Source organism: Pseudomonadota bacterium (assembly GCA_039028155.1).
Taxonomy (GTDB): Bacteria; Pseudomonadota; Alphaproteobacteria; order SP197; family SP197; genus JANQGO01.
The window spans coordinates 1-25929 of record JBCCIS010000032.1 but is presented as its reverse complement, the minus strand read 5'-3'; the positions used below and the strand labels follow the sequence as shown (position 1 = coordinate 25929).

Below are 25929 nucleotides of genomic sequence, written 5' to 3'. Positions count from 1 at the left end.
TGTGCGCGAATGCCGCTGTATCCGGCTGTCTCACGCGTTGCCGGCGGTTGGACCGGCAAGGCTATGAGGCGCGCCAATCAGGGCGCAAGTTAGGGCGTTTTGTGATGATTCCGTGGCTTGGTGGTTGACCTGTTTGCGCTAACTCGGCCCGGGCCCGCTTCCCCGCCCGGCCACCGATGGCAGCATCCAGATGCCAGCTAAGCCTAGTCCGCGGCTTCGCCGGTTGGCCGGCGTTCGGGCGGCGGCGGGATCAACTGGATGGCGGCGACCGCGCCCATGATGATCAGGCCACCCAACGCGATGTTGAAGGTCAGGCTTTCGCCCAGCATGACAATGCCGCCGGCGACGCTGGTGACCGGCACCAGCAGGATGAACGGCATCACCTGGCTGAGCCGATAGCGCCCGACCAGCCTGTACCACAGCGCATAGCCCGCTGCAGTCATGATGAAGGCGAGATAGATAACCTTGGTCCAATCCATGGCGCTCGCCGTCGCGACCGCCTGCCACTGCCCGTCCTCGACGATCAGCGAGACGACCAGCATCTGCGGCGCGACGAAGGCGGCGAAATAGGTGATCAGACGCAGGCCGCCGAAGTCGCCGAGGGTCTTGATCAGGACCTGCCCGCCGGCCCAGGCGATACCGCCGATGATCAATAGCGTCAGATGAAACAGGCTGTTGTGCAGGCTGGGCTCGCCGGCGATGAGGCCGATGCCGATGAAGGCCGAAGCCATCGCGCCCGCGCGCACCCAGCCGATCCGGTCGCCCAGAAAGACGGCGGCGAAGATGGTGGCGAACACCACCTCAAGCTGGACGATCAAGGCCGCGGTCGACGCGTCGAGGCCCTCCAGGCCGGTGAACTGCATGCCATAGGCCAGGGTGCCGCCGACAAAGGCGATGAGCGCCAGGCGCGGCGCTTCGCCGGGCCTTAGCCTGCCGACGAACCAGATCAGCACCAGGGCGGCAAACCCGAAACGCATACACATCAGGAAGATCGGCGGAAACTGGTCGAACGCGTCCTTCGCAAGCGCGAATCCGAACCCCCAGATCATCGGAACGGCGATGGCAGTCAGGATATCGATGAGGCGCATGGTGGGATCCGGCAGGGAGGCGCCATTGGTCACCAGCGCGCGTGGCGTGGCAAGCAGAAACGGGGCCGTCGCCACCTGGTCTTGTTTATCGGCCCCCGGGGCGGCATCGTGACGCCATGTTGAAGCTCACCACCATTGTCGGTTTGGCGACTGACGACGATGTGCACGAACGTCTGCACGACCTCGCTCATCGCGATGCGGTCGAGACGATCCGCCTGGAGCGCGGCGATATGAAACGCCACCGCCTGCGCGCGGAGACCGACAGGGGCACCGTCTGCGCCGTCGCTCTGCCGCGCGATCGGGATCTGGAAGACGGCGCCGTGCTTCTTCTGGATGACGACCGGGCGATTGTCGTGCGCGCTGCCGATGAACGCTGGCTGCGGCTGGAACCTCGCGACGCCGCGGCCGCGCTGGAACTGGGCTATCACGCCGGAAACATGCATTGGCGCGTCCACTTCAACGCCGGCACCCTGGCGATCGCGCTTGAAGGACCTGAACAGGTCTATCTGGATCGGCTCGAGGCTTACCTGGCCGATGGCCGCGCCCTGGTGGTTGACCATGACTGACGCAAGCGCCCTCCTGGTCGCGCTGCAACATGGCGACAGCGCCTTTCCCTCCGGCGGTTTCGCGTTTTCGTGGGGATTGGAAACGCTGAAGGCTGATGGCTTGGTGCGCGATGCGGCCGGCGTTGTGGCTTTCGCGCGCAGCCAGTTGGCCTTCCGTTGGGCGACATCGGACAGGGTGTTCCTGCGCCGTGCTGCCCAGGCACCGGACGACCTCGAGCATCTGGTGGCGCTCGATCAGGAAGTTGAAGCGCTGACCTTGCCGGCGGAGATGCGCGCGGGTTCGCGCCGCGCCGGACGCTCGTTGTTGCGCGCCCATGCCAAGCTGGCGACACCGGGCGTCGCTGCTTATCAGGCGTCGGTCAAGAGCGGCGACGCCTATGGCCACCTGCCAGTCGCACAGGCGGTCGCCTGGTCGGGCGCGGGACTTGGCTTGCCGGAGGTCGAGACGGTTGCGGCCTTCACGCTGGCCAGCGGTATTACCCAGGCGGCCATTCGTCTGGCGATCCTGGGGCCGCTCGAGGCCCAGGCCCTGCTGGCGGATCTGCGCGAGGACATCACGGTGCTATTGGACCAGCCGGTTCCGGACCTGCCCCATGCCTTCACGCCGGCGGCCGAGATCGCTGTCATGCGCCACGAAACCGGCGATGCCCGCCTGTTCGCCACTTAACGCCGAGAGGAAGCAACGATGAGCCTTGCACAATCGTCCGAACCCGGTGCGGCACGTGTCGGCATCGGCGGCCCGGTCGGTTCGGGCAAGACGGCGCTGGTCGAACAGCTGATTCCTCGTTTTGGCGCGCGCGGTAACGCGCTCGCCGTCATCACCAATGATCTGGTGACCAAGGAAGACGCCGAGCGGCTGCGCGAAAGCGGCCTGATTGAGCCTGATCGCGTCATGGCGGTCGAAGCGGGGGCCTGTCCCCATACGGTCATCCGTGAAGACCCGACGCTGAACCTGGATGCCGCCGACACGCTGGAGGCGCGCTTCGCGCCGCTCGATCTGATTCTGCTGGAATCCGGCGGTGACAACCTGGCCTCGACCTTCTCGCTGGAACTGGTCGACTACTGGCTCTTCGTCATCGATGTCGCCGGCGGCGGCGACATACCGCGCAAGCGCGGACCGGGCGTCGTGCAGGCCGATCTCCTGATCATCAATAAGGCCGATCTCGCGCCTCACGTGGGTGTCGACCTCGACCGGATGGTCGCCGAGGCCCGAGCGATACGCGGTGACAAACCGGTTATCGTGACCAACTGCCGGGCCGGAGAGGGGCTGGACGCGGTAGTCGACCAGATCGCCCGCGACGTCCTGTTCGATGAATAGGGCACTCGGCGATCCCGCCCGCATCGGCCGCCAGCTCGATCTCACGTTCCGGCGTGCGCCCGATGGCGCGACCTTTCTGGCGAGACAGACCGCCGGTTTCCCATTCCATATCACCCGGCCGTTTTCGCTCGATACCAAACCGGAGGGCATGGCGACCTTGATCGTCCAATCGATCGGCGCCGGCATTCTGCAGGGCGACCGCATCGACATGGCGCTCGAGGCCGAAAGCGCCGCCGCCGTCCATCTGACGACCCAGGCCTCGACGGTCGTGCACAGCATGAGCGAAGACCATGCCGAGCAGACCGCCCACGTCACCGCGCGCGCCGGCGCGTTCGTCGAGTATCTACCCGACGCGCTCATTCTGTTTCCCGAAAGCCGGTTGAAAACGCGGCTGCTGCTCGACATCGAACCGGGCGCGACCGCCCTGTGGTGCGACGGGGTCATCATGCATGACCCCAAAGGCGGCGACGGCCGATTCTCGGAACTGGCATCGGAGACCGTGCTGTCGCGCAGTAACGAGGTGACGGCGGTCGACCGGTTCGTGATCGATGGTGCCGTGATGTCAGCCGATGGCGCCGCAGCGACTGGCGGTTATCCCATTCACGCTTCGTTTGGTGTCGTCACCGACGATGACCGCGAAGGCTTGCTCACCGTCTTGCGCGAAGCCGTCGACGGTGTCGACGGCACCTATTGCGGCTTGTCGACCTTGCCGGGCGAGAGCGGCCTATGGGGCCGTATCCTCGCGCGCGACGGCGTTGCCTATCGCGCGGCGATGGACGTGCTTTGGCGCACGGCGCGCAAGCACCTGACCGGCATTGAACCGCCTTCTCGGCGGAAGTAAGCGTAACCTGGTTTTAGAGATCGCGTGTTTCGCTGTTTTCCCTCGCCCCTTGAGGGAGAGGGAAACGTAGGCTTGGGCGCGTCAGCGCCATTGCCGGAGTAGGGTGAGGGGTGCGTGCGCTGGAGACGCCAGCGCCAGTTATCCATGCGCGCTGTCCCGCGCGGCCCCCTCACCCCGGCCCTCTCCCTCGCTGGGGAGAGGGAGGGTTGCAGGTCCTGTCGTGCGTTAACTCCAACAGACGTCAGACCAACGCGCGCATGGCGTCGTCGAGGCCTTCGAGGGTCAGCGGGAACATGCGGCCTTCCATGATCTCGCGGATCATGCCGATGGAGCCGGTGTAGCGCCAGCGGTCCTCAGGGATCGGATTGAGCCAGACGGCCTTGGTGTAGAGCGCCAGCATGCGGCGCAGCCAGATTTCGCCCGCTTCCTCGTTCATGTGCTCGACGCTGCCGCCTGGCACGGCGATCTCGTAAGGGCTCATGGAGGCGTCGCCGACAAAGACCAGTTTGTAGTCGGCGGGATAGGTGTGCATGAGATCAAAGGTCGGCGTGCGCTGGCGGTGACGCCGCGCGTTCTCGCGCCACACGCTCTCATAGAGGCAGTTGTGGAAGTAATAGTGCTCGAGGTGTTTGAACTCCGTGCGCGCGGCGGAAAACAACTCCTCGCAAGCGCGGATGTGCCAATCCATCGAACCGCCGATATCGAGCAGCAACAGCACCTTCACGGCGTTGTGGCGTTCCGGCACCATCTTCAGGTCCAGCCAGCCGCCGTTCTTGGCGGTCGAGCGGATGGTGTCGTCGATATCGAGCTCGTCGGCCGCGCCCTCGCGGGCGAAACGGCGCAGGCGGCGCAGCGCCACCTTGATGTTGCGGGTGCCGATCTCCGATTCGCCGTCCAGGTCGCGGAACTCGCGCTTGTCCCACACCTTGACGGCGCTGAAGTTGCGGTTGCCGTCCTGGCCGATCCTGACACCTTCGGGGTTGTAGCCATAGGCGCCGAAGGGTGAGGTGCCGGCGGTGCCGATCCACTTGCTGCTGCCCTGGTGGCGCTTCTCCTGCTCCTCCAGGCGCTTCTTGAGTGTCTCCATGAGCTTCTCGAAACCACCCATGGCTTCGATCGCTGCTTTCTCTTCGTCGGTCAGGTTGAGTTCGGCGAGACGCTTGATCCACTCCTCTGGGATTTCGGCGGTGCCGTCCTTGCCGTCAGGCGCCTCCAGACCTTTGAAGACATGACCGAACACCTGGTCGAAGCGGTCGAGATACTTCTCGTCCTTCACCAGCGCTGTGCGCGAGAGGTAATAGAAGTCGTCGACCTTGTAATTGGCGAGCCCGTAGTCTGTCGCTTCCAGGAGATCGAGATACTCCCTAAGCGAGACCGGCACGCCGGCATCACGCAATTCGGTGAACAGCGTGACGAACATCTGGCGTCAGCCTCGTTCGCGGCGATTGAGGAACGCCAACCGTTCCAACAAATGCACGTCTTGCTCGGACTTGAGCAAGGCACCGTAGAGTGGCGGGATGAGCGTGCCGGTGTCTTGCGCGCGCAGCGCGTCCGGCGGCAGGTCCTCGACCATCAGGAGCTTCAGCCAGTCGAGCAGTTCCGACGTTGACGGTTTCTTTTTCAAGCCCGGCACGTCGCGCAGTTCGAAGAAGACGTTGAGCGCCTCGCTGACCAGGCGCGGTTTGATCTGGGGGTGATGCACCTCGACGATCTGCGCCATGGTGTCGGCGTCGGGAAACCGGATGTAGTGGAAGAAACAGCGGCGCAGGAAGGCGTCGGGCAGTTCCTTCTCGTTGTTCGAGGTGATGACGACGATCGGGCGTTGTTGCGCGCGCACGGTCTCCTGGGTCTCGTGGACGAAGAACTCCATGCGGTCGAGTTCCTGGAGCAGGTCGTTGGGGAACTCGATATCGGCCTTGTCGATCTCGTCGATCAGCAGCACCGGCGTGTCGTCGGCGACAAACGCCTGCCACAGCTTGCCGGGCACGATGTAGTTGGCGATGTCGTGGACACGCTCGTCGCCCAACTGGCCGTCGCGCAGGCGCGCCACAGCATCGTACTCGTAGAGTCCGTGCTGCGCCTTGGTGGTCGACTTGATGGTCCACTCGATGAGGTTGCGCCCCAGCGACTTGGCGATCTCGGCGGCCAGGATGGTCTTGCCGGTGCCGGGTTCGCCCTTGATCAAGAGCGGGCGCTCCAGCGCGATGGCGGCATTGACGCTGACCGCCAGATCCTCGGTCGCAACATAGGTATCGGTACCTTCAAAACGCACGGGGCAACTCCACAGGGCTAACGAACCGAGCCGCGAACCTAATGTAGTTGGGCGTGGAGTGGAATTGCCTTTGCGACCAGTCTCTAAGGTGTCGTCAGCACCGGTGTCTGCAGAATGCGGCAGATGGCCGTCGTCAGGTCGGCGCGGTTGAGGGTGTAGAAGTGAAACTCTTCGATCCCGCGTGCCTGCAGGTAGCGGCACAGCTCCGCGGCGGCGACGGCGCCAACCAGATTGGTCGTCTCCTCGTCGTCCGGCGCGATGCCGTCGAACAGCGCGATTAGCCATCCGGGCACGGTGGCGCCGCAGCGCTCGGCGAAGCTTATGGTGCGCTGAATGTTGGTGACCGGCAGGATGCCCGGCACGATGGGCGCCGTGATCCCGGCGGCGCGGGCGCGCTCGACAAAGTCGAGGAAGAGATCGGGATCGAAGAAGAACTGGGTGATAGCGCGCGACGCGCCGGCATCGAGCTTGCGTTTCAGGTTATCCAGATCGGCGCCGGGACTGGCGGCGTCCGGATGGACCTCCGGGTAGGCGGCAACGGAGATGTCGAAATCCGCGACCTCGCGCAGACCGGCAACCAGATCCGCCGCCGAATGATAGCGTTCGCCGACCACCTCGTCGCTGCCGTCGCCCGGGAGATCACCGCGCAGGGCGATGATGTGTTTGACATCGGCCTCCCAGTAGCACCGTGCGATGTCGTCGACCTCCATGGTGGTCAGCCCGACGCAGGTCAGGTGCGCGGCCGGTTGCAGGCGCGTCTCCTGGCGGATGCGCGTGACGGTCGCCTGGGTCGTGTCGCGCGTGCCGCCGCCCGCACCGAACGTGACCGAGACAAAACGCGGCGCCAACGGTTCAAGCCGTTTGATCTCGCGCCACAGCGCGCCTTCCATCTTGCGGGACTTCGGCGGGAAGAACTCGAAGGATACGTGGGGCAGGGAGAGCGGGTGAACGCGCTCGCTCATCGCGGTCAGGTTAAGCGCTGAGGTCATCGGGCACTCCTGTTCGGTCGGGTATCGGCAGGTGGGCGGCGAAGGATCCAGATGAGAACGGTGAGCTCACCGCCGGGCAGGTCGACCGTGTCGTCGACAGCAAGGCCTGCGTGGGCGGCCCACGCGGCGACATCGGAGGGATCAAAGCCGAGCCAGCGATGGGCGTGGTTGTCGCGAAGGTCAGTCCGCTCGTGGCGGGCGAAATCAACGATGGCAAGCGGTGCCCCGTCGCGCAGCACGCGGCCGGCCTCCGCGATCGCCTCGGCCGGGCGCTCGGCGTAGTGCAGGACCTGGTGCATGACAACGCCGTCGAACGAACGCGGTGCCATGGGCAGGCTGTACATGTTGGCACGCTGGACCGAGCCGTTCTTGATCCCGTGGCGTTCCAGGGTGGCGCGCGCGACCTGCAGCATGGCGCGCGACTGGTCGATGCCGATGGCGCGGCCGACATGGGGCGCCAGCAGTTCCACCATGCGTCCGGTGCCGGTGCCGATGTCGAGCAGGTCGTCGACGGTCTCGCCCGTCATCGCATCGATCAGGCAGCGTTCGATTTGGGCATCATCAACATGGAGCGAACGGATGTCGTGCCAGCGCGCAGCGTTCGCCGCGAAGTAGGCATCGGCGCGTTCGATGCGCGCGCGGATCAGACCGTCCAGGCGTTCGAGGTCGCCCTGCAACACGGTGTCACTGGGGCCCAGGAGGTCGACCAGATGGCGGCTGAGATCAGCCACCGCACCACGGTCGGTGACGCGAAAATAGGCCCAGTTGCCTTCGCTACGGCGCTCCAAGAGGCCGGCTTCGCACAAGAGCTTCAGATGCCGGGAGATCCGCGGCTGGCTCTGGCCCAGGATCTGGACCAGTTCCGAGACGGTCAGGTCGTTGTGGGCACACAGGCACAAGAGGCGCAGCCGCGTCGGCTCACCGACCGCCCTGAGCGCCGCCAGCATGGAATCGAACGTAGCGTCTCCAGGCATGGGAACATTAGTATATAAAGATATCTTTATGTCAAGGGTCGAGTGTCTTATGGCTCCATCGAGGAGCCTTCATGGCCTTACCAGCGCGCCTTGAAGCCGAGCAGCAGGGGAATGCGCAGACCAGCCTGCTTGCGGTACCAGTAGCCGTCCTCGGCGATCTCCATATCCGGCAGCATGCGCCAGGCGCCGAACGGGTACTCGCGTGTCTCGAACACGGTCAGGCCCGCGTCCTCCAGGGCGCCGTACATGTCCTGCAGCGGCCACTGGAACTCGTGGGTGCCCGACTGGATCGTATAGTTCTCGTCGGCATAGCTGACGCTGCCGGGCGGATCGATGATCGGCTCTTCGTTGTGGAAGTAGTCGTAGGCCAACGTCAGATCGCTCTTGCCCTCGTCGTACATCAGATAGGTCGGATGGCTGTCGAGGAAGTAGAAGAAGCCGTCCTTGGCGAGGTTTTGGGCAATCGTCTGGCCCCACTTTTTCAGATCCGACAGCCAGACAATGGTGCCGAAGGAGGTGTAGATGACGTCGAAGCCACCGCCTTCGACCACGCCGACTTCCTGGACGTCGCCTTCGACAAAACGCACGCACTCGGCGAGCCCCGCTTTCTGCGCGAGGTCCGTGGCCGCCTTTACCGCTTCACTGGAAAAGTCGACGCCGATCGCCTCCTTCGTTCCCAGCCTGGCCCACGACATCGTGTCCAGGCCGAAGTGACACTGCAGATGCAGGAGCCGCTTGCCGGTGACGTCGCCGACCGCCTCGCACTCGACCGCGCCCAGCTTGTTCTCGCCGGCCAGAAACCGGTCGACCGCATAGAAGTCGCTGCCGACATGCACCGGCGTTACCTCGTTCCACCATTTCTTGTTGATCTCGTGTGCTTCATTCATCGTTCTCATCCCATCGGGATCCGTCAGTAAGTGGTGGCGGATTCCCGTGCAAAATCAAAATAGAGCTCGCGGGCCTTGCGATAGATCGGGCCGGGCTGCAAATCGCGGTCGTCGACCTTGGTAACCGGCAGGACCTTGCTGTAGTTGCCGGTCGAGAAGACCTCGTCGGCGCTCGCCACGTCATCATAGGTCATCGAGCGTTCGACGACCTCGACGCCGGTATCGCGAAGCTGGCCGATCACCCGTTGGCGCGTGATGCCGTTCAGGAAGGTGCCGTTGGGCACCGGCGTGTGCACGACGCCGTCCTTGGCGGTGAACAGGTTCGAGGTCGCAAACTCCGCGACATGGCCTTCGTGGTCCAACATGACCGCGTTGCCGAAACCCTTGGCCCGGGCCTCACGTAGCGCTTCGCCGGTCACCGGATAAAGGCTCGAGGCCTTGGCGAGAGTCATCGCCATGTCCGGCGCCGGACGGCGAAACGATGACAGCATCACGCTTCCTCCCTTAGGTTCCTCCATCGGCGCCTCGTGAACGCACAGCAGGAACTTGGTGAGATCCGGGTCAGGATAAAGCGCGTCGGTCTCGCCGCACCAATAGGTCGGGCGGATGTAGAGCTGCATGTCACGCGGAAACTTGCGCGCCATGGTGATGGTCAAGTCGATCAGCTCCTCCAGCGTTTCCTTCGGCTCCATGCCCATGATGCGGGCGGACTTCAGGCAGCGCTCGCTGTGCTTCTCGATATCCGGCAGGACGCCATCAAAGGCCCGCGCGCCATCGAAGATCATCGTGGCAAACCAGAAGGACTGATCCATCGGTCCCATGATCATGGGATTGCCTTCGGTAAAGTCGCCGTCGTAATAGGTCAGGGACTGCATGGCGCGATCCTTCTTGCTGGGAATCTGGAGGGGCGGCTTGTTATCACGTCTCCAGCCTTCTGTGCAGTCTTACGCGCTTGCGTTAGGCTGACGGGCGCGTCAACTCGCGGTGAGGGAATGTGCCGGATCCATTTCGTCTGTTCGGCCCCGTCTTACGTTGTTTGGAGCCGGAGGCGGCGCACAACCTGACCTTGCGCGCCCTGGAGGCGGGGCTTGCCGGTGGTGGCGGCGCCAGAAGCGACCCGATCCTGGCGACAAACTGCTGGGGTCGCGCCTTTCCCAACCCGGTCGGCCTGGCCGCCGGCTTCGACAAGGACGCCCGCGTCTTCAAAGCGATGCTGGCGCTGGGTTTCGGATTTGTCGAAACAGGCACGGTGACGCCGCTTCCCCAGCCCGGGAACCCCAAACCACGCGTTTTCCGGCTGGTCGACGATGCCGCGGTGATCAACCGGCTGGGTTTCAACAATCACGGTCTGCAGGCCGCCGCGCGCCGCCTCGTGGCCCGAACCGGTGATGGCTTGGTCGGCGCCAACATCGGCCGCAACAAGGACAGCACCGACGCCATCGCGGACTATGTCGCCGGGCTTAAGGTCATGGCGCCCTTGGCCGACTACGTCGTCGTCAACATCTCCTCGCCCAACACGCCCGGCCTGCGCGACCTGCACGCGATCGACAGTCTTCGCCCGCTGCTCGAGGCGCTGATCGCCGCCCGGCAGGGATTGAGCGGCGCGGCGAGCGCGTGTCCGATTTGCCTGAAGATCGCCCCGGACCTGGCAAACGAGGATGCCGTGGAGGTCGCGCACTTGGCGCTTGAACTGGGCCTGGATGGATTGACTATCTCGAACACGACGGTGGTCCGGCCTGATGACCTGGTCTCGCACCACCGGGACGAAGCTGGCGGCTTGTCGGGCAGCCCCCTGTTTGCCCGTTCGACCGCGCTTCTAAGTCACGTCTATCGTGAAACGGCCGGGCGGCTGCCGTTGATCGGCGTCGGCGGCATTGCGAGCGCAGAGGACGCCTACGCCAAGATGAGGGCCGGTGCGACATTGGTCCAGCTCTATACCGGACTCGTCTATGGCGGGCCGCGCCTGATCCGGCTGATTGACAGTGGTCTGGCGGATCTGTTGCGCCGAGACGGCTTCAAGACCGCCGCCGATGCGGTGGGCGCCGATCATGCCTGATGCCGCGCCGGCACCGGTCTTCGCATCCGGCGGCGGGTCGTGGCAGAATTGCCGGTGTTGGAAGCTTTATGGGAGCCCTCCGACTTGACGAGCGATCTTGAGAAGGCCCGCAGCCAGGCATGGGTTGAGGCCATGGACCGGCTCAACAACGCGCAGCCGACCCTGCGGATTGATGAGGCCGTCTATGCCGAAGTCTTCAACCAGATGCCAACGCCCATCTGGATCGAGGACTGGTCTGGCGTGATGCCGGCACTTGAAGAAAAGGGACTGCGAGAGCGTCCTGATCTGCAGCAAGAGCTTCAGCAGAACCTGCCGTTGTTGATGGACGTCTACAGTCATGTCGTTCAATTGGACATGAACGACGCGGCACTGGCGTTCTTCTCGGAGACATCGAAGCGCGCTCTGGTCGAACGTCTGTATGACGACCCGCCCTTTGGCTCCCTGTCATCGGCAGCCGTCATGCTGGCGGCGTTGGACAGCGGTGCCGTCAGCCACTCCTGGACCAGCCAGTGCCAACCCTATCCGGATGGCGCGCCGCGCTGGATCAAGGAGAGCTATTACGTCCCGCCGGCCTATCGCGAAACCTGGGCACGCGTCATTTACACCGTCCACGACGTCACCGACCTGAAGATGACCGAGCGCAACGTGGAACGCGCCAGGCTGGAGGCGGACGCCGCGAACCGTTCGAAGACAGAGTTCCTGGCTAACATCAGCCACGAGTTCAGAACGCCGCTGCATGCGATCAGCGGCTTTTCCGAGTTGCTGATTGACCAAAAACTCGGAGCCCTGGGCCACGATGCCTACCGTGACTACGCCGTCTTCATCCGTGACAGCGGCGAACATCTACTGGATCTGATCAACGACATTCTTGACCTCTCCAAATACGAAGCCGGCGAACTGATACTGCGCGAGGAAGAGGTCATTGTCCGTGAGGCCTTCGACTCATCCATCTGGTTTTTGCGCGAGCGCGCCAGCCGTATATCGATTGGGCTGGAGACTTGGTCATCACCCGACGACGCGGTGTTGCTGGCTGACGGTCGGAAGCTCAAGCAGATCCTGCTGAACCTGCTCGACAACGCGGTCAAGTTCACCAGTCATGGTGGCAAGGTCACGCTGTCCGGCTTCGTCGAAAGCGACGGGGACTTCTCGATCTGCGTCGAGGACACCGGTGTCGGCATTGACCCGGCCGACCAAGACCGCGTCCTCGAGCGCTTCGGCCAGTCCGGCGAATCACGCAATCAAGGCACAGGACTGGGCCTACCGTTGTCCAAGGCGCTGACCGAGCTTCACGGTGGCACCCTTCGCCTCGACAGCCGGCCGGGCGTCGGTACCAAGGTGTCGATCAGGCTGCCGGCCTCTCGCATGATCTCGCCCCGGCACGGCGAGCGCGACACCGGCTGAACCCTTTAGGTTCTCCTTGGTAGGCTCTAGTCGAAGAGGCCTTTGATCGCGTCAGTCGCGTCGTCGGAGCCGTCCTCGCCGCCGCCGGTAACCCCTTCAAGCAGATCGCCGACGCCACCCGAACCGTCTTCGCCGCCACCCAGGCCGTCCTGAAGCTGCTCCAACTGGTCGCCGATGGCGTCGGGGTTTTCCAAGAGACCGCGCGCCATGGCTTCCATGTCCGGCTGAACCGACGGGTTGTCCCAGGAACCTGTGATCTTCAGCGGCACAGGAACGCCATCCTGATCCGTCTCGCCGCCCTGGCCCTCCAGCGAAGCGACGGCCTTGGCCACCACCAAGTAGTCGAGCGTGCGTGGGGGCATGGGGATCGTGCCTTCGCCGGTCACGCGCAGCAGCGGCGCGACCATCAAGAGGTCGTTGTTGCTGACGATGCCGTTGTTGATGGTGAAGGTGCCCGACAGTTCCGCGAAGTCGGTCTTCTGCGTCGAGTCCATGGCGCCCTGCAGCGCGTCCAAGGAGAAGTTGCGCAGCATGCTGGCCAGATTGATGCCTTGGAAGGCGCCATCCTGGAACATGATGCTGCCGTCGCCGTTCAGCGTGTCGACCATGTCCTTTTGCGAATTGCCGTAGGCGGTGACCTGCATCTGAATGGCGCCGGTGCCTGAGAGATTGTCAAAGCCGGCCGCATCGGTCAGCAGCGGTTGGGCCTGGATCGACTGAACATTCAGGGTCTTGTTGATCTGCGGTACCGAACCGCCGCGGTTTAGTTCGACGGTCGCCGTGCCCTGGCCATCGTAAAGCGCCATTTCCTTCAGGTTCACGTTCATCGAACCGTCGGTGATGTCGACGTCGACAGCGCTGGGACCGATCTTGATCTCCTGGATCGTGATCGCCTGGGCGGTGAGCGAGAGATCGGCATTCAGAAGGTCGAGCGCGGAGAAGTCAAACGGCTCTTCGCTCCAGCCCTGCTGCTGGCCGCCCGTATCGCCGCCTTCTGTTCCGCCGGTGCTGTCGCCATCGCCGGAAGCGCCGGCATCATCGCCGGCCGGCTCGCCCATATAGGGATTGAGGTTGATGTGATCGACGGCCAGCGACGCGGTCACCATCGGAACGGCGCCGCTCATGTCGACGGCCATGTCGCCTTCGGTCGTCATCTCGTCGATCTTGATCGAGGCGCTGTTAAACGCGTAGCGCGCGGCGGCCAGGTCGAGTTGACCCGTGATCGAAATGGTCTCCGGTGCCGGCGTCTCTTCGGGCAGGGGTTCGGCGACCCACGCGACGAGGCCAGACAGGCTGGGGATCTGAAGATCCAATTCGCCGTTCAGCGCAGGGCCGTCTCCGGTTGCCATGGTGCCGTTGAATTTTGTCGTGATGCTGTCGCTGGTCAGCTCAAAGGACGCGTCAACCGGCTGGCCGGCTTGGAGCGCCGCCGGCGCGCCCGTCGAAATCGTGAAGTTCACCGGCTGGTTGTTGAAGGTCAGGCTGCCGTCGCCGACAAAGGGGCTGTCCATATCCGGCAGATCGAACGTGATGTTCAGATCGGAAATCTCGGTCTTTTCGCCGGTCGCCAGGTCGGCATAAGTCAGGCGGCCGTTTTCGATCCGCACGTCGCCAAGCTTGATGCTGCCCAGATCTGTGCCGCCGCCCGATGACGTGTCGCCGGAGGTGTCTTCGGCGGTCGTCGTCGTGTCGCCGCCTTGGCCTTCGAACACCCAGTTGCCCTGGCCCTGTTCGTCGACCTCAACATGGATATTCGGCTCGATCAAGACGAAGCGGTTGATTTCAAGCTGGCCGTCAATCAGCGGAAACAATCCGACATCCAGTTCCAGACCCTTCAGCGTGATCATGTCCGCGACATCGCTGCCCGGCCGATTGCTCAGCGCGACGTCGGTCAATGCCACCGATGTTGTGGGCAACAGCGAAACGCTGACATCGCCGTCCAGTTTCAGATCGCGGCCGGTGCTCTCCTTCACCTGCGCGATGACCTTTTCCTTCACCCAATCGATTGGGATGAACATCGGCGCTATCAGCACGACCAGGATCAAAACGACGATGACGACGCCAACGCCAATCAGAATCTTTTTCATAACAGTCCCCACTCAACAGCCCCGGCCGAATCAATAGGGCCAGAATGTGTTCTTGATAAGACGTCCATCGGTCCCGGAGCAATGGCCGATTGCGCTTTTTGTCAGCGTCGGGGGCGTCCAAAAAGGGCCATCAAGGCGATCGCATTGATGGCCCTCATCACACCTTTTTGTCACCGCGGTGAGCGGATCAAAAGGGGTGTTTTTGTGGATTGGCGGGTTTTTGGGGTGCAGACATGAAGGCCCCCGCTGTCCCGAGGCCTGGCTCAGCGGGGGCTAAAGTGCTGATTCGAAGAGGTTTGCGCTGTCTTCGAAACTGGTTGTTCTTATGAACAACCTAAATGTTGGTCCGTCGGGTGAAATTGCTAGTGATCATGGTCACCTGGCCGGGGGTTTCGGGCGATTGGCAGGGCGCGGCGGTACGTCTAGAAGCTGGAGGCGTGGCGGGTTTGTTCCGCCCACAGAGGAGGTAGCGCGATGGCAGACATTCATTTGGGCGGCGAGGCGATCGGCATCGCCGAGATTGTGGCCGTCGCGCGTGGCGGGAGCACGGTGGCGTTGGATGACATGGCGCGCCAACGCATGAACCAGTCGCGCGCGTTGATCGAACGTTTCGCCGACGAGGGCAGGCCCGTCTACGGCATCACCCGGGGACTCGGCGGACGGGTGGTCCACGAGATCCAGGAAGGTGAACGCGAAGGGTTCAGTCGCATTGTCGTCCTGGCGCGCGCCTGCGGCGCCGGGCCCTACTTGCCGCAAGAAGTAATCCGCGCAGCACTCGCCGCGCGTGCCAGCAGCATGGCCCAGGGCGGCGCCGGCGTCCGGCCGCTCATCGTCGAGACCCAGTGCGCCATGCTGAACGCCGGCGTCCATCCGCTTGTGCCGTCGGTCGGCTCCGTCGGCGCGTCGGATCTGCCGCTGCTGGCCAATCTGGCGCTTCCCCTGATCGGCGAGGGCCGCGCGGTCTACCGCGACGAGACCGTCGCAGGCGCCGAGGCGATGGCGCGGGCCGGTCTTGAACCGGTTGAGCCGCTCGAAAAAGAAGGTCTCGCGCTGTGCAGCGCTAATTCGATCTCGGCCGGGTACGGCGCGCTTGCGCTTCACGACGCCGCCCATATCGCCGAACTGCTCGACGGCATCGCCGTTTTGACCTTTGAAGCGTTCCGCGCCAACCCAAGCCCGCTTGATCCCCGTGTCGTGCGGTCGCGCGCGGCACCGGGGCAGGCGCGGGCGGCGGCAAGCCTGCGCGAGAAGCTGGCGGGCAGCGCCTTATTCGATGCCGGCGAGCCGCGGCGCCTGCAGGACCCGATCAGCCTGCGTTGTGTCAGCCATGTTCATGGCAGCCTGCGCGCGGCAATCGACTTCTGCGCACCCAACGTGCTGGTCGAAATCAACGGCGCCGGCGACAACCCACTGGTGCTGGCCGATGACGAGGAGATCCTCTCGAACGGGAACTTCCATACCCCGGCGATGGCCGTGGCCTTCGATACCCTAGCGCTGGCTTTGTCGCAGACCGCATCGCTGGCCGCGCAACGGGTCGCTCGGCTGATGAAGAACGAGTTTACCGATCTGCCCGATTTGCTGACAAAGCGTGGGATGACCCATACCGGCGTCGCGCTGCTGTCGTTGACGGCCGAGACACTGGCCAAGGAAATCGCCATGAAGGCGCAACCGGCCAGTGTGTTCGACTCGATGGGTTACCCTGTCGAGGATCACGCACCGATGACGCCGCTTGCGGTGCGTAAGGCCGCCGAGGCGCTGGACCTCATGGAGCAGTTGATGGCGACGGAACTAATCGTCGCTGCCCAGGCGCTCGATCTGCGCGGTCTGGACCAGATCGCGCCGGTGGCACGGGCACTTCGCGACCGCGTTCGCGAAACCGTCGAACCCCTGGACAACGACCGCAGCATGACGGCAGATCTGGAGAGGGTTACGACCATGCTGCGCGACGGTGCGTTCGATGCGTGCCTTGACGCGGGTAGCGGTTAACCGCCGGGTGGCCTACCATGACGGGTATCCGACACACGAATCGAGGTTTGTAATGGGTAGCGGCGGCATTCCGGTCATCGACATCAGTGCGCTGAACACGGGCGATGAAGCCTCATACAAGCGCCTCGGCAGTGAACTGCGGGCCGCCTGCATCGATGTCGGTTTCTTCTTCCTGGCCGGGCACGGTGTGCCCGATGACACGGTCGATGGTGCCTTTGCCGAGACCCGCGCGTTGCATGCGCTACCACTTGACGTCAAGCAGGCCTACACGATTAACGAACACAACATCGGCTACATGGCCTCGCAAACCAGCATGCAACGAACGTCGACCGTGCATCAGGCGACGCGTCCCAATCTGGTGGCTTCCTACTTCATGAAACGCGAGCGCGACCCGGACGACCCCGCCGTCGTTGCGGGTTTGCCGTTGCGCGGTCTGAACCAGTGGCCCGCGGAGCTGCCCGCGTTCCGACCCGCCATGCTGACCTACATGAACGCGATGGAGGCGTTGGGCCAGCGCATGTTGCCGCTGTTCGCCGCGTCGCTCGACCTGCCGCTCGACCACTTCGGTAAATCGTTCCGCGAACCAAGCATCACGCTGCGGATTTCGCACTACCCGCCGCAGGACGCGTTCGACGGCGAGGAGTTTGGCACCGGGCCGCATACCGATGCCGGCTTTACCACCTATCTGGCGCAGGCCGATGTACGCGGGCTCGACATACAAAGCCGCGACGGCGAATGGTTCCCCGCGCCCGTGATGCCCGGCATGTTCCTGGTCAACATTGGCCAGATCCTAAGTCGCTGGACCAACGGGATCTATCCGTCGACGCCGCACCGGGTCGTCAATCTGGCGGGCGTTGAACGGTATTCGATCCCGTTCTTCTTCGATCCCGATTTCGAGGCGGAGATCGCGTGCCTGCCGACATGTCAAAGCGCCGACAGACCGCCCGAGCATCCGCCAATCCGCTATCTCGATCACATCCTGGCGTTCACCAACCGCAACTTCGATCACCGGCGCAAGTCGGCCTGATCAGCCATCGTCGGGTCGCGCGATGGCGTAGTAGACCTGTCGGCCCTGATAGGCGGTGACGTCCTTTTCATAGGTCATGCCGAGGCGTTCCATCAGCCGGCGCGACGGCCAGTTGTCGGGGCTGGTGATCGCGGCGACCTGGCGGCTGCCCAGGACGTCGAAGGCATAGGTCATGGCGGCCTTTGTCGCCTCAATCGCCAGGCCCTTTCCGCGCTGGTCCGGCGCCAGCGCCCAGCCGAGCTCGATGCTCTCGGCGGGGTCGAGTTTCTCGCCGTGTTCAATGACAAAGCCGGCGTAGCCGGCAAAGACCGCCTGGTTTGGGTCGGGATGGCGCAACGACAGGCTCCACAACCCCGCGCGGTAGTGCTGCCAACTCCACATCGAACGCTCGATGTAATAGCGTGCCAGACCGTCGCCATCGCTTGGTCGGCCGGGAATGCCTATCAGGTCCCACATTGCGTCGGCGTCGGCGAACAGCTCCGCCATCGCCCCATGATCGCCATCATCAAGCGGCCTTAATATCAGCCGTTCAGTAGAGAGTTCAGGCACTTCGACCATGCCGCAATCCACTAGACCAGTTCATGCGCCCATGCTTGGGGCCCTGCGGTGAAGAAAGCAAGCCCGTGACGCGCCGGCTTTTGTTCCGGACCGGCCTTGGTCTGGTCCTCGTCTGCCTGCTTGTCGTCGGCTTTCTGCTGTGGCGTTTCGCCACGCCGACCATGGTGCTTGAGGACATGGTGGCTGCCGGTGGGTCCAGCCTGATCAAGGAGATGACCGACGAGCCGGTCCGCTCGACCGGGTTCGTGCCGATGTCCGGCGACACCCTGGCGGTCGACACTTATGTAGACCGCAACGGCTATCGCGGTCATCTGATCCTGGTGCCCGGCTTCTCGCCCGCCGGCAAGGACGACGGGCGGCTGATGGCGCTCGCCAAGACGTTCGCGCGCGCCGGTTTCGCGGTTCACGTGCCCGATCTGCCGGGATCACGCAGCCTGATGGTCAGCGAGGTCGACGTCGAAGGACTGATCGCGACGATCAAGGCACGGACCGGCGAGGCGGTCGACGAGACGCCGGTCGGTATCGCGGCGGTGTCCTATGCCGCCGGACCGGCGATGGTCGCCGCGATCGACGCGCGCGTTGCCGACCGGGTCGATTACGTCGTCGCCCTGGGCGGCTACCACGACGCCGAAAGCGTGATCACCTACCTGACCACTGGCGCCTTCCGCGAAACGGGCGAGACCGAATGGCAGTATGGCCCTGGCAATCTGCGCGCCGGCTGGGTCTTCATGGCGGCCAACGCCGAGCGCTGGCCTGACCCCGCCGAAGGCGAATTGTTGCAGGAAGCAGCGCGGCTGCGGGCGGAGAACCCGGATGTCGATCTCTCCAACCTACGCGCCTATCTGGGGAGCGATGCCGTCGCGCTGATGGAGCTGTTCGAGAACCGCGATCCCGACAGGTCGGGCGCGCTGCTTCAGGCGTTACCGCCGTCCATTCTGACCTCGCTGACGACGCTGTCGCCGTCACGCCATGACCTCGAATCCCTGGGCGGCAAGCTTATCTTGGTGCACGGCCTGGACGACCAGATCGTGCCCTATACCGAGAGTTTGAATCTTCGGACAACCGTACCGGACACCGAGCTCTTTCTGGTGTCGAGCTTCACCCATGTCGACCCCGACGACGTGGATTGGCAGGGCTACGTCACCATGATGCTGGCGGTCGAGACGATCCTCGATCGCGGTCTGGGAAGCCTGCAGGAGCTCTAGAAAGCAAGGCCAGGAGAAGTGCCGGCCGTGTTCGGTCCTTGACGGCATGTGGTGCCTATCTGGCATTGTGCGCCGGGCGCCGAAATCTGGGGAGATCGCCATGATCCGACGAACCGTTCTGATGCTGATGTTTGCCGTTGCTCTGCCAGGCCTGGCGGCGGCCAACGATGACTTTGTCATCAAACCAAGCGCCCATTCGGTGCAGGAGACGATGGATCGCCTGGAGGCGATCGTTCAGGAGAAAGACTTCGTTGTCATCGCGCGGGTTGATCATGCGGCAGCGGCCGCATCTGTCGATATGGAACTGGCGGCGAACCAGGTCCTGATCTTCGGCAAACCCGCGCTCGGCACGCCGTTGATGGCAAAGAACCCGCTCATCGGCATCGACCTGCCGATCAAGGTGGTCGTCTATGAAGACGCCGACGGCAACGTCTGGCTCGCCTACGCCAAACCTGAAGCGCTGATCGTCGAGCGCTACGGCATCGAGGGCGAGGCCGAGCGCATCGAGATGATGAACAAGGGCCTCGGCGGCATGACCGATGCCGCGACCTCCGGCGGCTGAGGCGTGACATCGGGCGTACCGAGACTGGCCGGTCTCCAGGAACTGGGCGCCGGCTACGACGTCTACGTGGTCGACCTGTGGGGCTGTCTTCACAACGGCATTGCGGCCTATCCAGACGCGCTTGACTGGATGGCGCGGGTCCGGGGCGACGGCGCCAAGGTCATCTTCCTCTCCAACGCGCCGCGCCGGTCCTCGGCCGTCGCTCAGCAACTGGTGCGCATGGGGGTCGAGCCCGGCACCTACGATGCCATCATGACGGCTGGCGAGGCGGTCAGGCTGGAGATCGAGGAGGCGACCGATCCCTGGTATGCCGGTCTGGGCCGCCGTTTCTTCCATATCGGTACCGAGCCCGACGCCAAGCTCTTGGATGGCCTGGACTTCGAGCGTGTGCCGGACGCCAAGAACGCCGACTTCGTCCTGTGTTGCGGCATCAGGAGCCGGGACGAGCAGCTCGGTGACTTCGAAGACATGTTGGCCGAGTTCCTGGAACTCGGATTGCCCATGGTCTGTACCAATCCGGACAAATCGGTGCTACGCGGCAGCTCGCGCGAACTCTGCGCTGGACGCATTGCCGAGCGGTATGTCGAGCTGGGCGGTGACATGCGCCAGGAGGGCAAGCCGCTGCCCGGCGTCTACCGCCATTGCCTTGATGTGCTCCACGAGGCGCCAAGCGCTTCAGCGCTGGCGATTGGCGACGGTTTGCACACCGATATCCTCGGTGCGCGCCTGGCCGGCCTTGACGCGGTCTGGATCACCGGCGGCCTGCCGGCCCACGACTGGGGTATTGCACCTGACGTCATGCCTGACCAAGACTTGGTCGACACCGCCTGCCGCGAGGCCAATGTGAGCCCGGTGGCGGCCATACCCCTGTTGCGCTGGTAGGAGAGGACGATGGATTTTTCCGGCAAGAAGGTTCTGGTGACCGGTGCCACCCGTGGCATCGGACGCGCGACGACGGCGGCCTTTCTCGAGGCCGGCGCGAGCGTGGCAGTCAACGGCCGCAGCCAGGCAAGCGTCAACCGGTTGATGGACGAGCTTGGCGGCGACCGGATGGTGGCGGCACCCGGTGATCTTTCCGAGGTCGCCGTCTGTGAGGTGGTCGCCAAGAACGCCGTCGATGGCCTTGGTGGGCTGGACTATCTGGTCAACAACGCCGGGATCTATGTCGTCGCTTCCATGGAGGACAGCGACGAGGCGGCCTGGGACAGCCTGAACGACATCAACGTCAAGGCGACGTTCTTCCTGTCGCGCGCGCTGTTGCCGGTGCTGCGCGCGTCGAAGGGCGCCGTCGTCAATCTCGGTTCCAGCGCTGGCCTCGCCGGCTCCGCCCAGACGACAATCTACTGCGCGACCAAGGGCGCGGTGGTGAACCTGACCCGTGCGATGGCGCAGGAATTGGCGCCCGACATTCGCGTCAACTGCGTCTGCCCGGCGGTCATCGCGACCGAGATGGGCGATCAGAACCTGGATATCTTCGGCAAGCCGGGCGCGACCCGAGACGACCTGAAGGAATGGTACCCGCTGGACCGTATCGGGACGCCTGAGGAGGTCGCCCAGGGTATTCTGTTCCTCTGCTCGCCAGCGGCCGCGTTCATGACAGGTTCTATGCTGGCCATGGATGGCGGCGCGCTATCGAGCGATTCCAGCTGATTCCGCGATGAATCCCGAGCTGGCTGCTCGGAAATGAGAACATCGCGAAACAAAAGCCGAACGAAGTACTAACCAATAGGGGGTAAAAGAAGACACCCCTTGTGGATAAGTCTTCCTAATACTTTCGATCCAATAGAGCAGGTCCTTTTGTGATGGCATCGCGGCGCGATGCCGGGAAGGCAGGTGAACCCGCTCTACTCAATCAATGGAGAGCGGATTCACGCGGTGAGGTGAAACCGTCAAGCGGTTCCACCTCACCGCGATCCGGTCTCAGTGCTTTGTCGGCAATCCAAGCTTCTGGCGGGCCTCTTCGGGGTTCAGGACCTTGCCGCCGAGGCGCTGGATGATCTCGCCCGCGCGGGCGACCAGATCGCCGTTTGACGCCAGAACGCCACGGTCGAGATAGATGTTGTCCTCCAGACCGACACGCACGTTGCCGCCCAGCAGCATGGCCTGCGCGACCATGGGCATCTGCATGCGGCTGATGCCGAAGCCCGCCCAGTTGGCGCCTTCGGGCAGGCCGTCGACCATGGCGGCCATCGAGCGGGTGTCGGCGCCCGCGCCCCAGGGAATGCCGAGGCAGACCTGGAACAGCGGCGGATCGGCGATCAGACCTTCGGTGACCAACGTGCTCGCCAGGCGCACCTGGCCGAGGTCGAACACCTCAAGCTCCGGCTTGACGCCGAGGTCTTTGATGTCGGCGGCCATCTGGCGGATGAAGGCCGCGGTGTTCAGATAGGTCTCGTTACCGTTGCCGAAGTTCATGGTGCCGCAGTCCAGGGTGCAGATCTCCGGCATCAGCTCTGCGACATGGGCAAGCCGCTCTGAAGGACCGATCAGGTCGCTGCCCTCCGCAGGCACCGACGGGTTGTCGGGATCGGCGACCAGATCACCGCCCATGCCGGCGGTCAGGTTAATGATAACGTCGACATCGCTGGCCCGGACCCGTTCGACGACGTCGCGGAACAAGCCGACATCGCGCGACCCCTTGCCGGTCTCCGGGTCGCGCACGTGAATGTGGGCGACGGCGGCGCCGGCCTTGGCGGCGTCGATGGCGGCATTGGCGATCTGCTCGGGCGTGACCGGCACCTTATCGCTCTTGCCGGTGGTGTCGCCGGCGCCGGTGACGGCGCAGGTGATGATGACATCGGTGTTCATGGTCGTTTGGTCCTCACGTGTTGGTACGACCCCGGTTTCAGTAGGCTTGGGGATCGCAGCAGGATTAGTGACAATTCGCGGCGACATAGGCCACGGCGATAGGGGTTAGCTGTTTCATGGTCCAGGCAATCGCCTCGCGATCGGCCTCGGTCCACTGGCGCGGCGCTTCGATCGTGCAGGGTTCCAGGATGCCGTAGAGCTTACCGTCATGCTGCAGCGGCGCATGGACCAGCGCCTGGTGTTTGAAGTGTTCGCGCTCATAGGCCGCGTTGACCAGATCGGGCGAGGCGGTCTCGATGTTGTCGATGTAGAGCGCTTCGGGATTGTGCATGGCCTCCGCGAACATGGGGTCGTCGCCGACCAGGTTCTCCGGTTCTGCCGCCCAGCCATCATCGGGCCGGTCAAGCGCGTAGGAGGGTTTGGTCTGATAGCCGTGGGTACAGCGCGACTTCCGACTGTCGGGGTCGCGTAGAAAAAGCAGGCAGCGATCGCAGTGCAGCACATCGCACATGACCTTCATCAGCGCGTCCAGTTTGGCGTTGTCCGATGTATCGGCCCCGAACACGGCCTTCAGTTCCGCCGGTACGGCCATGGCGCCTGCCCCTTTGCTAATCGCGATTCGTTCTGGCGCATCCTTCACGATCCCATCGGGCGCACCAAGCGAATTTCGACACGAAAAGCGACGTTCCCGTCAGCCTGACATCGCCCTGATGGCGTTGAGCGCCTTGGCGATAGCGACCAGGCTGTCGTTCATTTCGCGGGTCAACTGGCGGAAGTCCTTGTCGCCGGCCATCCGGTCGCAGCCCTCGATCATCTTCGCGCGCAGTTCCGGCGTTAGCTCCGGCGCCACCAGGCGGGTCCACGGCAGTTTCAGTGCCGGGCCGAACTGCTCCAGGCAATACTCCATGCCGCCTTCGCCGCCGCCAACGTGATAGACCATGCACGGTCCCATGATGGCCCAGCGCGGCCCCGGCCCGTTGACGATGGCGGTGTCGATCTGCTCCGGCGTGGCTTCGCCCTCGTTGACCATGTGAAGGGCTTCGCGCCAGATCGCTTCCTGCAGGCGCGTCGCGACAAATCCCGGCACCTCGGCGGTCATCATCAAGGGCGCCTTGCCGGCGTGCTCGTAGAACGCGCCGGCCCAGGCAACGGTCTCGGGCGCCGTCTTCTCGCCGCCGACGACCTCGACCAGGGGCATCAGATAGGGCGGGTTGAAGGGATGGCCGGTCACCGTGCGTTCCGGCGTCGAACACGTGGCCTGGATGTCGGTCATCATCAGGCCCGAGGTGCTCGATGCAATGACGACGTCGTCGGGCACCAGATCGCCCAATTGGGCGTAGATCGACTGTTTGAGGTCGAGGATTTCCGGCACGCTTTCCTGAACGAAATCGGCTTCGGCGACGGCCGCCGCCAGATCGGTCGTGCAGGTCAGCCGGTCGCGCGACGCGCCGTCGGCCACGCCCAGCTCTTCCATCGCGGCCCAGGCGTTGTCGATAAGCGCGCGCAGCGGCTCCTCTTCGCTGGCGTCATGGATATAGGCGGTGACGTCATAGCCTTTGGCCAGGAAATAGGTCGACCAGCCGCCGCCGATCGGACCGGCGCCGATGCTGGTGATGCGCGTGACTGCGCCGGGTTCTTTTCTTGCCATCGCGAGGCTCCTAGGCGCCTTTGAAGTTGGGTTTGCGTTTCTCGACGAACGCGCGCACGCCTTCCTTGGCGTCGTCGGAGCGCAGCATATGACGATAGGTCGGCAGATCGCCGGTGCGCATGGTGTGAAAGGCGTTCTGAATGGTGTCGTCTTCGACCGCGCGCAACACCTCCTTCACCGTTTGGACGGCGAGCGGCGCCGACTCGGCGAGCTGATCGGCCCAGGCGCGCGCCGTTGCCATAAGATCTGCCGCCGGCACGATCAGGTTGACGAGGCCATAGCGCTGGGCTTCCTCGACCGGCATGCGCCGGCCCATCAGCAGCATCTCCAGCGCGATGGTGTAGGGCAGGCGGCGCGGCAGGCGCTGAAGGGCGCCGGCATCAGGCACGATACCAAGCGGCATTTCCGGCAGTTGGAACTGGACGTGGTCGGCCGCGATGATGAGATCGCAGGCGAGCGCGATCTCGAAGCCGCCGCCGATCGCCATGCCGTTCAGCGCAGCGATCACCGGCTTGTTCAGGTCCCACATCTCGGTGATGCCGGCAAAGCCGCCGGACGCCGCGTCCTCGGTCTCCCACCAGTTGTCGAGGGCCTGATCGCCGCTGTCGAGCGCCTTCAGATCCCAGCCGGCGGAGAAGATCTTCTCGCCCGCGCCGGTAATCAGACCGACACGCAATTCGGGATCATCGCGCAAGGTAACGAACGCCTTGCCGAGTTCGCGACTCATGGCGTTGTCGATCGCGTTGACCTTGCCCCGATCCAACGTGATCTCCAGAACATGGCCGCGCCGTTCAAGACGCATGCCGGTGTCGGTGTCAGCCATGGGCGATGTCTCTCCTGTTCTTATTGCGACATGCCACGTCGCGCGGTCCGCGGCAATCGCGGATCCGACGTCAACCGGCCGTCAGACGAGTACTCTGTGATTTCAAGCGGAGGCGGATAGCGAGACGAAGTTGCGGTCGAGATAGACCAGGGGATTGACCGTCTCGCGCGGCAGCATGATGTCACTGACATTGCCGATGAAGACCATATGCGTACCGTGCACGACGCGCTGCGCGACGTCACAGAAGATGGCGGCCTGGGCGTCGCCCAGATAGGGCAGGCCGTCATGATCCCGCCATTCGCCGTGTTGGAACCGGGTGTGGCGCGCGTCAGGGCGGCCGAAGCGCGCGCAGTGGTCGCGGTGATCGTCGGCCAGCACGTTGACGCAGAACTGGCCGCGCTCGTCGATCGGCGCGCAGGTGGCGGCGTCGCGGTTGATGCAGACCAAAATCGATGGCGGCGCCATCGACACCGACGATACCGCGGTCGCTGCCATGCCGTACCAGGCGCCTTCCTTGTCGACCGCGGTGATCAAATGCGCCGTGCCGGCGACGCCGCGCATCGCCTGGCGAAAGGCGTCGTGAAAGCCGAGACGGGGAGCGCACTCGAAAAAGCTCATGATCGGACCTCTTGCCTATGGCCGCTTGCGACAACCGGCAGTAGAGGCGCTTCGCGGGGCCACGGTAAACTTGAAAAAGGCTGATCTTCGCGTAAGCTTTTTTTCATGCAAAGCCTGCGTATGCGCCTGCCGCCGGTCAACAGCCTGGTCGCCTTCGAGGCGGCCGCCCGGCATTTGAGCATCACCCGCGCGGCCCAGGAACTGACCGTCAGCCG

The 25929-nt window shown here is 64.0% G+C and carries 27 protein-coding genes; 13 read left to right on the top strand and 14 right to left on the bottom strand.

Annotated elements, in window-relative coordinates; translation table 11 throughout:
- Window positions 1-203: 203 nt before the first annotated feature.
- Window positions 204-1163 (bottom strand): EamA family transporter, encoded by a 960-nt coding sequence (locus AAF563_16470; GenBank protein ID MEM7122877.1) that lies wholly within the window; start codon window positions 1161-1163, stop codon window positions 204-206.
- Between the two features lie 41 nt (window positions 1164-1204).
- Between AAF563_16470 and ureE the strand changes: the two genes are divergently transcribed.
- The 4 genes from ureE to AAF563_16450 are packed head-to-tail and all read left to right on the top strand — an operon-like array spanning window position 1205 to window position 3813.
- On the top strand, window positions 1205-1654 hold the full coding sequence (gene ureE / locus AAF563_16465; protein ID MEM7122876.1) for an urease accessory protein UreE: 450 nt from the start codon (window positions 1205-1207) through the stop codon (window positions 1652-1654).
- Window positions 1647-2321 (top strand): urease accessory UreF family protein, encoded by a 675-nt coding sequence (locus AAF563_16460; GenBank protein MEM7122875.1) that lies wholly within the window; start codon window positions 1647-1649, stop codon window positions 2319-2321. Before ureE ends, AAF563_16460 begins: the two co-directional genes overlap by 8 nt.
- Window positions 2322-2339: 18 nt before the next feature.
- Complete coding sequence (gene ureG / locus AAF563_16455; protein MEM7122874.1) at window positions 2340-2972, top strand: urease accessory protein UreG; 633 nt, start codon at window positions 2340-2342, stop codon at window positions 2970-2972.
- Window positions 2965-3813, top strand: coding sequence for an urease accessory protein UreD (locus AAF563_16450; GenBank protein ID MEM7122873.1), 849 nt, complete (start codon window positions 2965-2967; stop codon window positions 3811-3813). The genes ureG and AAF563_16450 overlap by 8 nt, the downstream gene beginning before the upstream one ends.
- Window positions 3814-4054: 241 nt before the next feature.
- Here the strand turns inward: AAF563_16450 and AAF563_16445 are convergent, their stop codons facing one another.
- The 6 genes from AAF563_16445 to AAF563_16420 all read right to left on the bottom strand — a co-directional run bounded on the left by AAF563_16445 (window position 4055) and on the right by AAF563_16420 (window position 9810).
- Entirely contained in the window at window positions 4055-5233 is a 1179-nt protein-coding gene (locus AAF563_16445) for a VWA domain-containing protein (protein ID MEM7122872.1), read from the bottom strand.
- 6 nt (window positions 5234-5239) lie between these two features.
- The gene (locus AAF563_16440) at window positions 5240-6085 is read right to left on the bottom strand and encodes a MoxR family ATPase (protein MEM7122871.1); all 846 of its coding nucleotides are present in this window, start codon (window positions 6083-6085) and stop codon (window positions 5240-5242) included.
- A gap of 83 nt (window positions 6086-6168) precedes the next feature.
- Window positions 6169-7074: a methylenetetrahydrofolate reductase [NAD(P)H] gene (gene metF, locus AAF563_16435; protein MEM7122870.1), complete on the bottom strand. Its 906-nt coding sequence runs from the start codon at window positions 7072-7074 to the stop codon at window positions 6169-6171.
- Complete coding sequence (locus AAF563_16430) at window positions 7071-8048, bottom strand: metalloregulator ArsR/SmtB family transcription factor (GenBank protein MEM7122869.1); 978 nt, start codon at window positions 8046-8048, stop codon at window positions 7071-7073. Before AAF563_16430 ends, metF begins: the two co-directional genes overlap by 4 nt.
- A gap of 77 nt (window positions 8049-8125) precedes the next feature.
- Entirely contained in the window at window positions 8126-8935 is an 810-nt protein-coding gene (locus AAF563_16425; protein MEM7122868.1) for a class I SAM-dependent methyltransferase, read from the bottom strand.
- Between the two features lie 23 nt (window positions 8936-8958).
- Window positions 8959-9810 carry a branched-chain amino acid aminotransferase gene (locus AAF563_16420; GenBank protein MEM7122867.1) on the bottom strand — a complete coding sequence of 284 codons (852 nt, stop codon included), beginning with the start codon at window positions 9808-9810 and terminating at the stop codon, window positions 8959-8961.
- A 119-nt stretch (window positions 9811-9929) separates the two neighbouring features.
- Between AAF563_16420 and AAF563_16415 the strand changes: the two genes are divergently transcribed.
- Together AAF563_16415 and AAF563_16410 are read left to right on the top strand one after the other, a co-directional pair.
- Window positions 9930-10991, top strand: coding sequence for a quinone-dependent dihydroorotate dehydrogenase (locus AAF563_16415; GenBank protein ID MEM7122866.1), 1062 nt, complete (start codon window positions 9930-9932; stop codon window positions 10989-10991).
- Between the two features lie 84 nt (window positions 10992-11075).
- Window positions 11076-12392, top strand: coding sequence for an ATP-binding protein (locus AAF563_16410; GenBank protein ID MEM7122865.1), 1317 nt, complete (start codon window positions 11076-11078; stop codon window positions 12390-12392).
- 26 nt (window positions 12393-12418) lie between these two features.
- On the opposite strand, the gene AAF563_16405 is transcribed toward AAF563_16410, so the two are convergent.
- A complete protein-coding gene (locus AAF563_16405) occupies window positions 12419-14479 on the bottom strand; it encodes an AsmA family protein (GenBank protein ID MEM7122864.1) in 2061 nt (686 codons plus the stop codon).
- A gap of 474 nt (window positions 14480-14953) precedes the next feature.
- On the opposite strand from AAF563_16405, the gene AAF563_16400 reads away from it, so the two are divergent.
- Window positions 14954-16465, top strand: a complete 1512-nt coding sequence (locus tag AAF563_16400) for an aromatic amino acid lyase (protein ID MEM7122863.1) — start codon at window positions 14954-14956, stop codon at window positions 16463-16465.
- A 52-nt stretch (window positions 16466-16517) separates the two neighbouring features.
- Entirely contained in the window at window positions 16518-17492 is a 975-nt protein-coding gene (locus tag AAF563_16395) for a 2-oxoglutarate and iron-dependent oxygenase domain-containing protein (protein ID MEM7122862.1), read from the top strand.
- Here the strand turns inward: AAF563_16395 and AAF563_16390 are convergent, their stop codons facing one another.
- On the bottom strand, window positions 17493-18050 hold the full coding sequence (locus tag AAF563_16390; protein MEM7122861.1) for a GNAT family N-acetyltransferase: 558 nt from the start codon (window positions 18048-18050) through the stop codon (window positions 17493-17495).
- A 65-nt stretch (window positions 18051-18115) separates the two neighbouring features.
- Here AAF563_16390 and AAF563_16385 point away from each other — a divergent pair, with 65 nt between their 5' ends.
- From AAF563_16385 to AAF563_16370, 4 genes are all read left to right on the top strand, one after another.
- A complete protein-coding gene (locus AAF563_16385; GenBank protein MEM7122860.1) occupies window positions 18116-19255 on the top strand; it encodes an RNA methyltransferase in 1140 nt (379 codons plus the stop codon).
- A gap of 100 nt (window positions 19256-19355) precedes the next feature.
- Entirely contained in the window at window positions 19356-19817 is a 462-nt protein-coding gene (locus AAF563_16380; GenBank protein MEM7122859.1) for a DUF302 domain-containing protein, read from the top strand.
- A gap of 3 nt (window positions 19818-19820) precedes the next feature.
- Window positions 19821-20699 carry a TIGR01459 family HAD-type hydrolase gene (locus AAF563_16375; protein MEM7122858.1) on the top strand — a complete coding sequence of 293 codons (879 nt, stop codon included), beginning with the start codon at window positions 19821-19823 and terminating at the stop codon, window positions 20697-20699.
- Window positions 20700-20708: 9 nt separating this feature from the next.
- Window positions 20709-21467, top strand: coding sequence for an SDR family NAD(P)-dependent oxidoreductase (locus AAF563_16370; protein ID MEM7122857.1), 759 nt, complete (start codon window positions 20709-20711; stop codon window positions 21465-21467).
- Between the two features lie 270 nt (window positions 21468-21737).
- Here the strand turns inward: AAF563_16370 and AAF563_16365 are convergent, their stop codons facing one another.
- The 5 genes from AAF563_16365 to AAF563_16345 form a co-directional block, all read right to left on the bottom strand.
- Complete coding sequence (locus AAF563_16365) at window positions 21738-22625, bottom strand: 3-keto-5-aminohexanoate cleavage protein (protein ID MEM7122856.1); 888 nt, start codon at window positions 22623-22625, stop codon at window positions 21738-21740.
- Window positions 22626-22689: 64 nt separating this feature from the next.
- Window positions 22690-23217, bottom strand: coding sequence for a GAF domain-containing protein (locus AAF563_16360; protein MEM7122855.1), 528 nt, complete (start codon window positions 23215-23217; stop codon window positions 22690-22692).
- 99 nt (window positions 23218-23316) lie between these two features.
- The gene (locus AAF563_16355; GenBank protein ID MEM7122854.1) at window positions 23317-24273 is read right to left on the bottom strand and encodes a 3-hydroxyacyl-CoA dehydrogenase NAD-binding domain-containing protein; all 957 of its coding nucleotides are present in this window, start codon (window positions 24271-24273) and stop codon (window positions 23317-23319) included.
- 10 nt (window positions 24274-24283) lie between these two features.
- On the bottom strand, window positions 24284-25096 hold the full coding sequence (locus AAF563_16350) for an enoyl-CoA hydratase-related protein (GenBank protein MEM7122853.1): 813 nt from the start codon (window positions 25094-25096) through the stop codon (window positions 24284-24286).
- A 102-nt stretch (window positions 25097-25198) separates the two neighbouring features.
- A complete protein-coding gene (locus tag AAF563_16345; protein ID MEM7122852.1) occupies window positions 25199-25714 on the bottom strand; it encodes a flavin reductase family protein in 516 nt (171 codons plus the stop codon).
- 114 nt (window positions 25715-25828) lie between these two features.
- On the opposite strand from AAF563_16345, the gene AAF563_16340 reads away from it, so the two are divergent.
- Window positions 25829-25929, top strand: a 101-nt coding sequence (locus AAF563_16340; protein MEM7122851.1) for a transcriptional regulator, incomplete at its 3' end; no start/stop codon positions are given.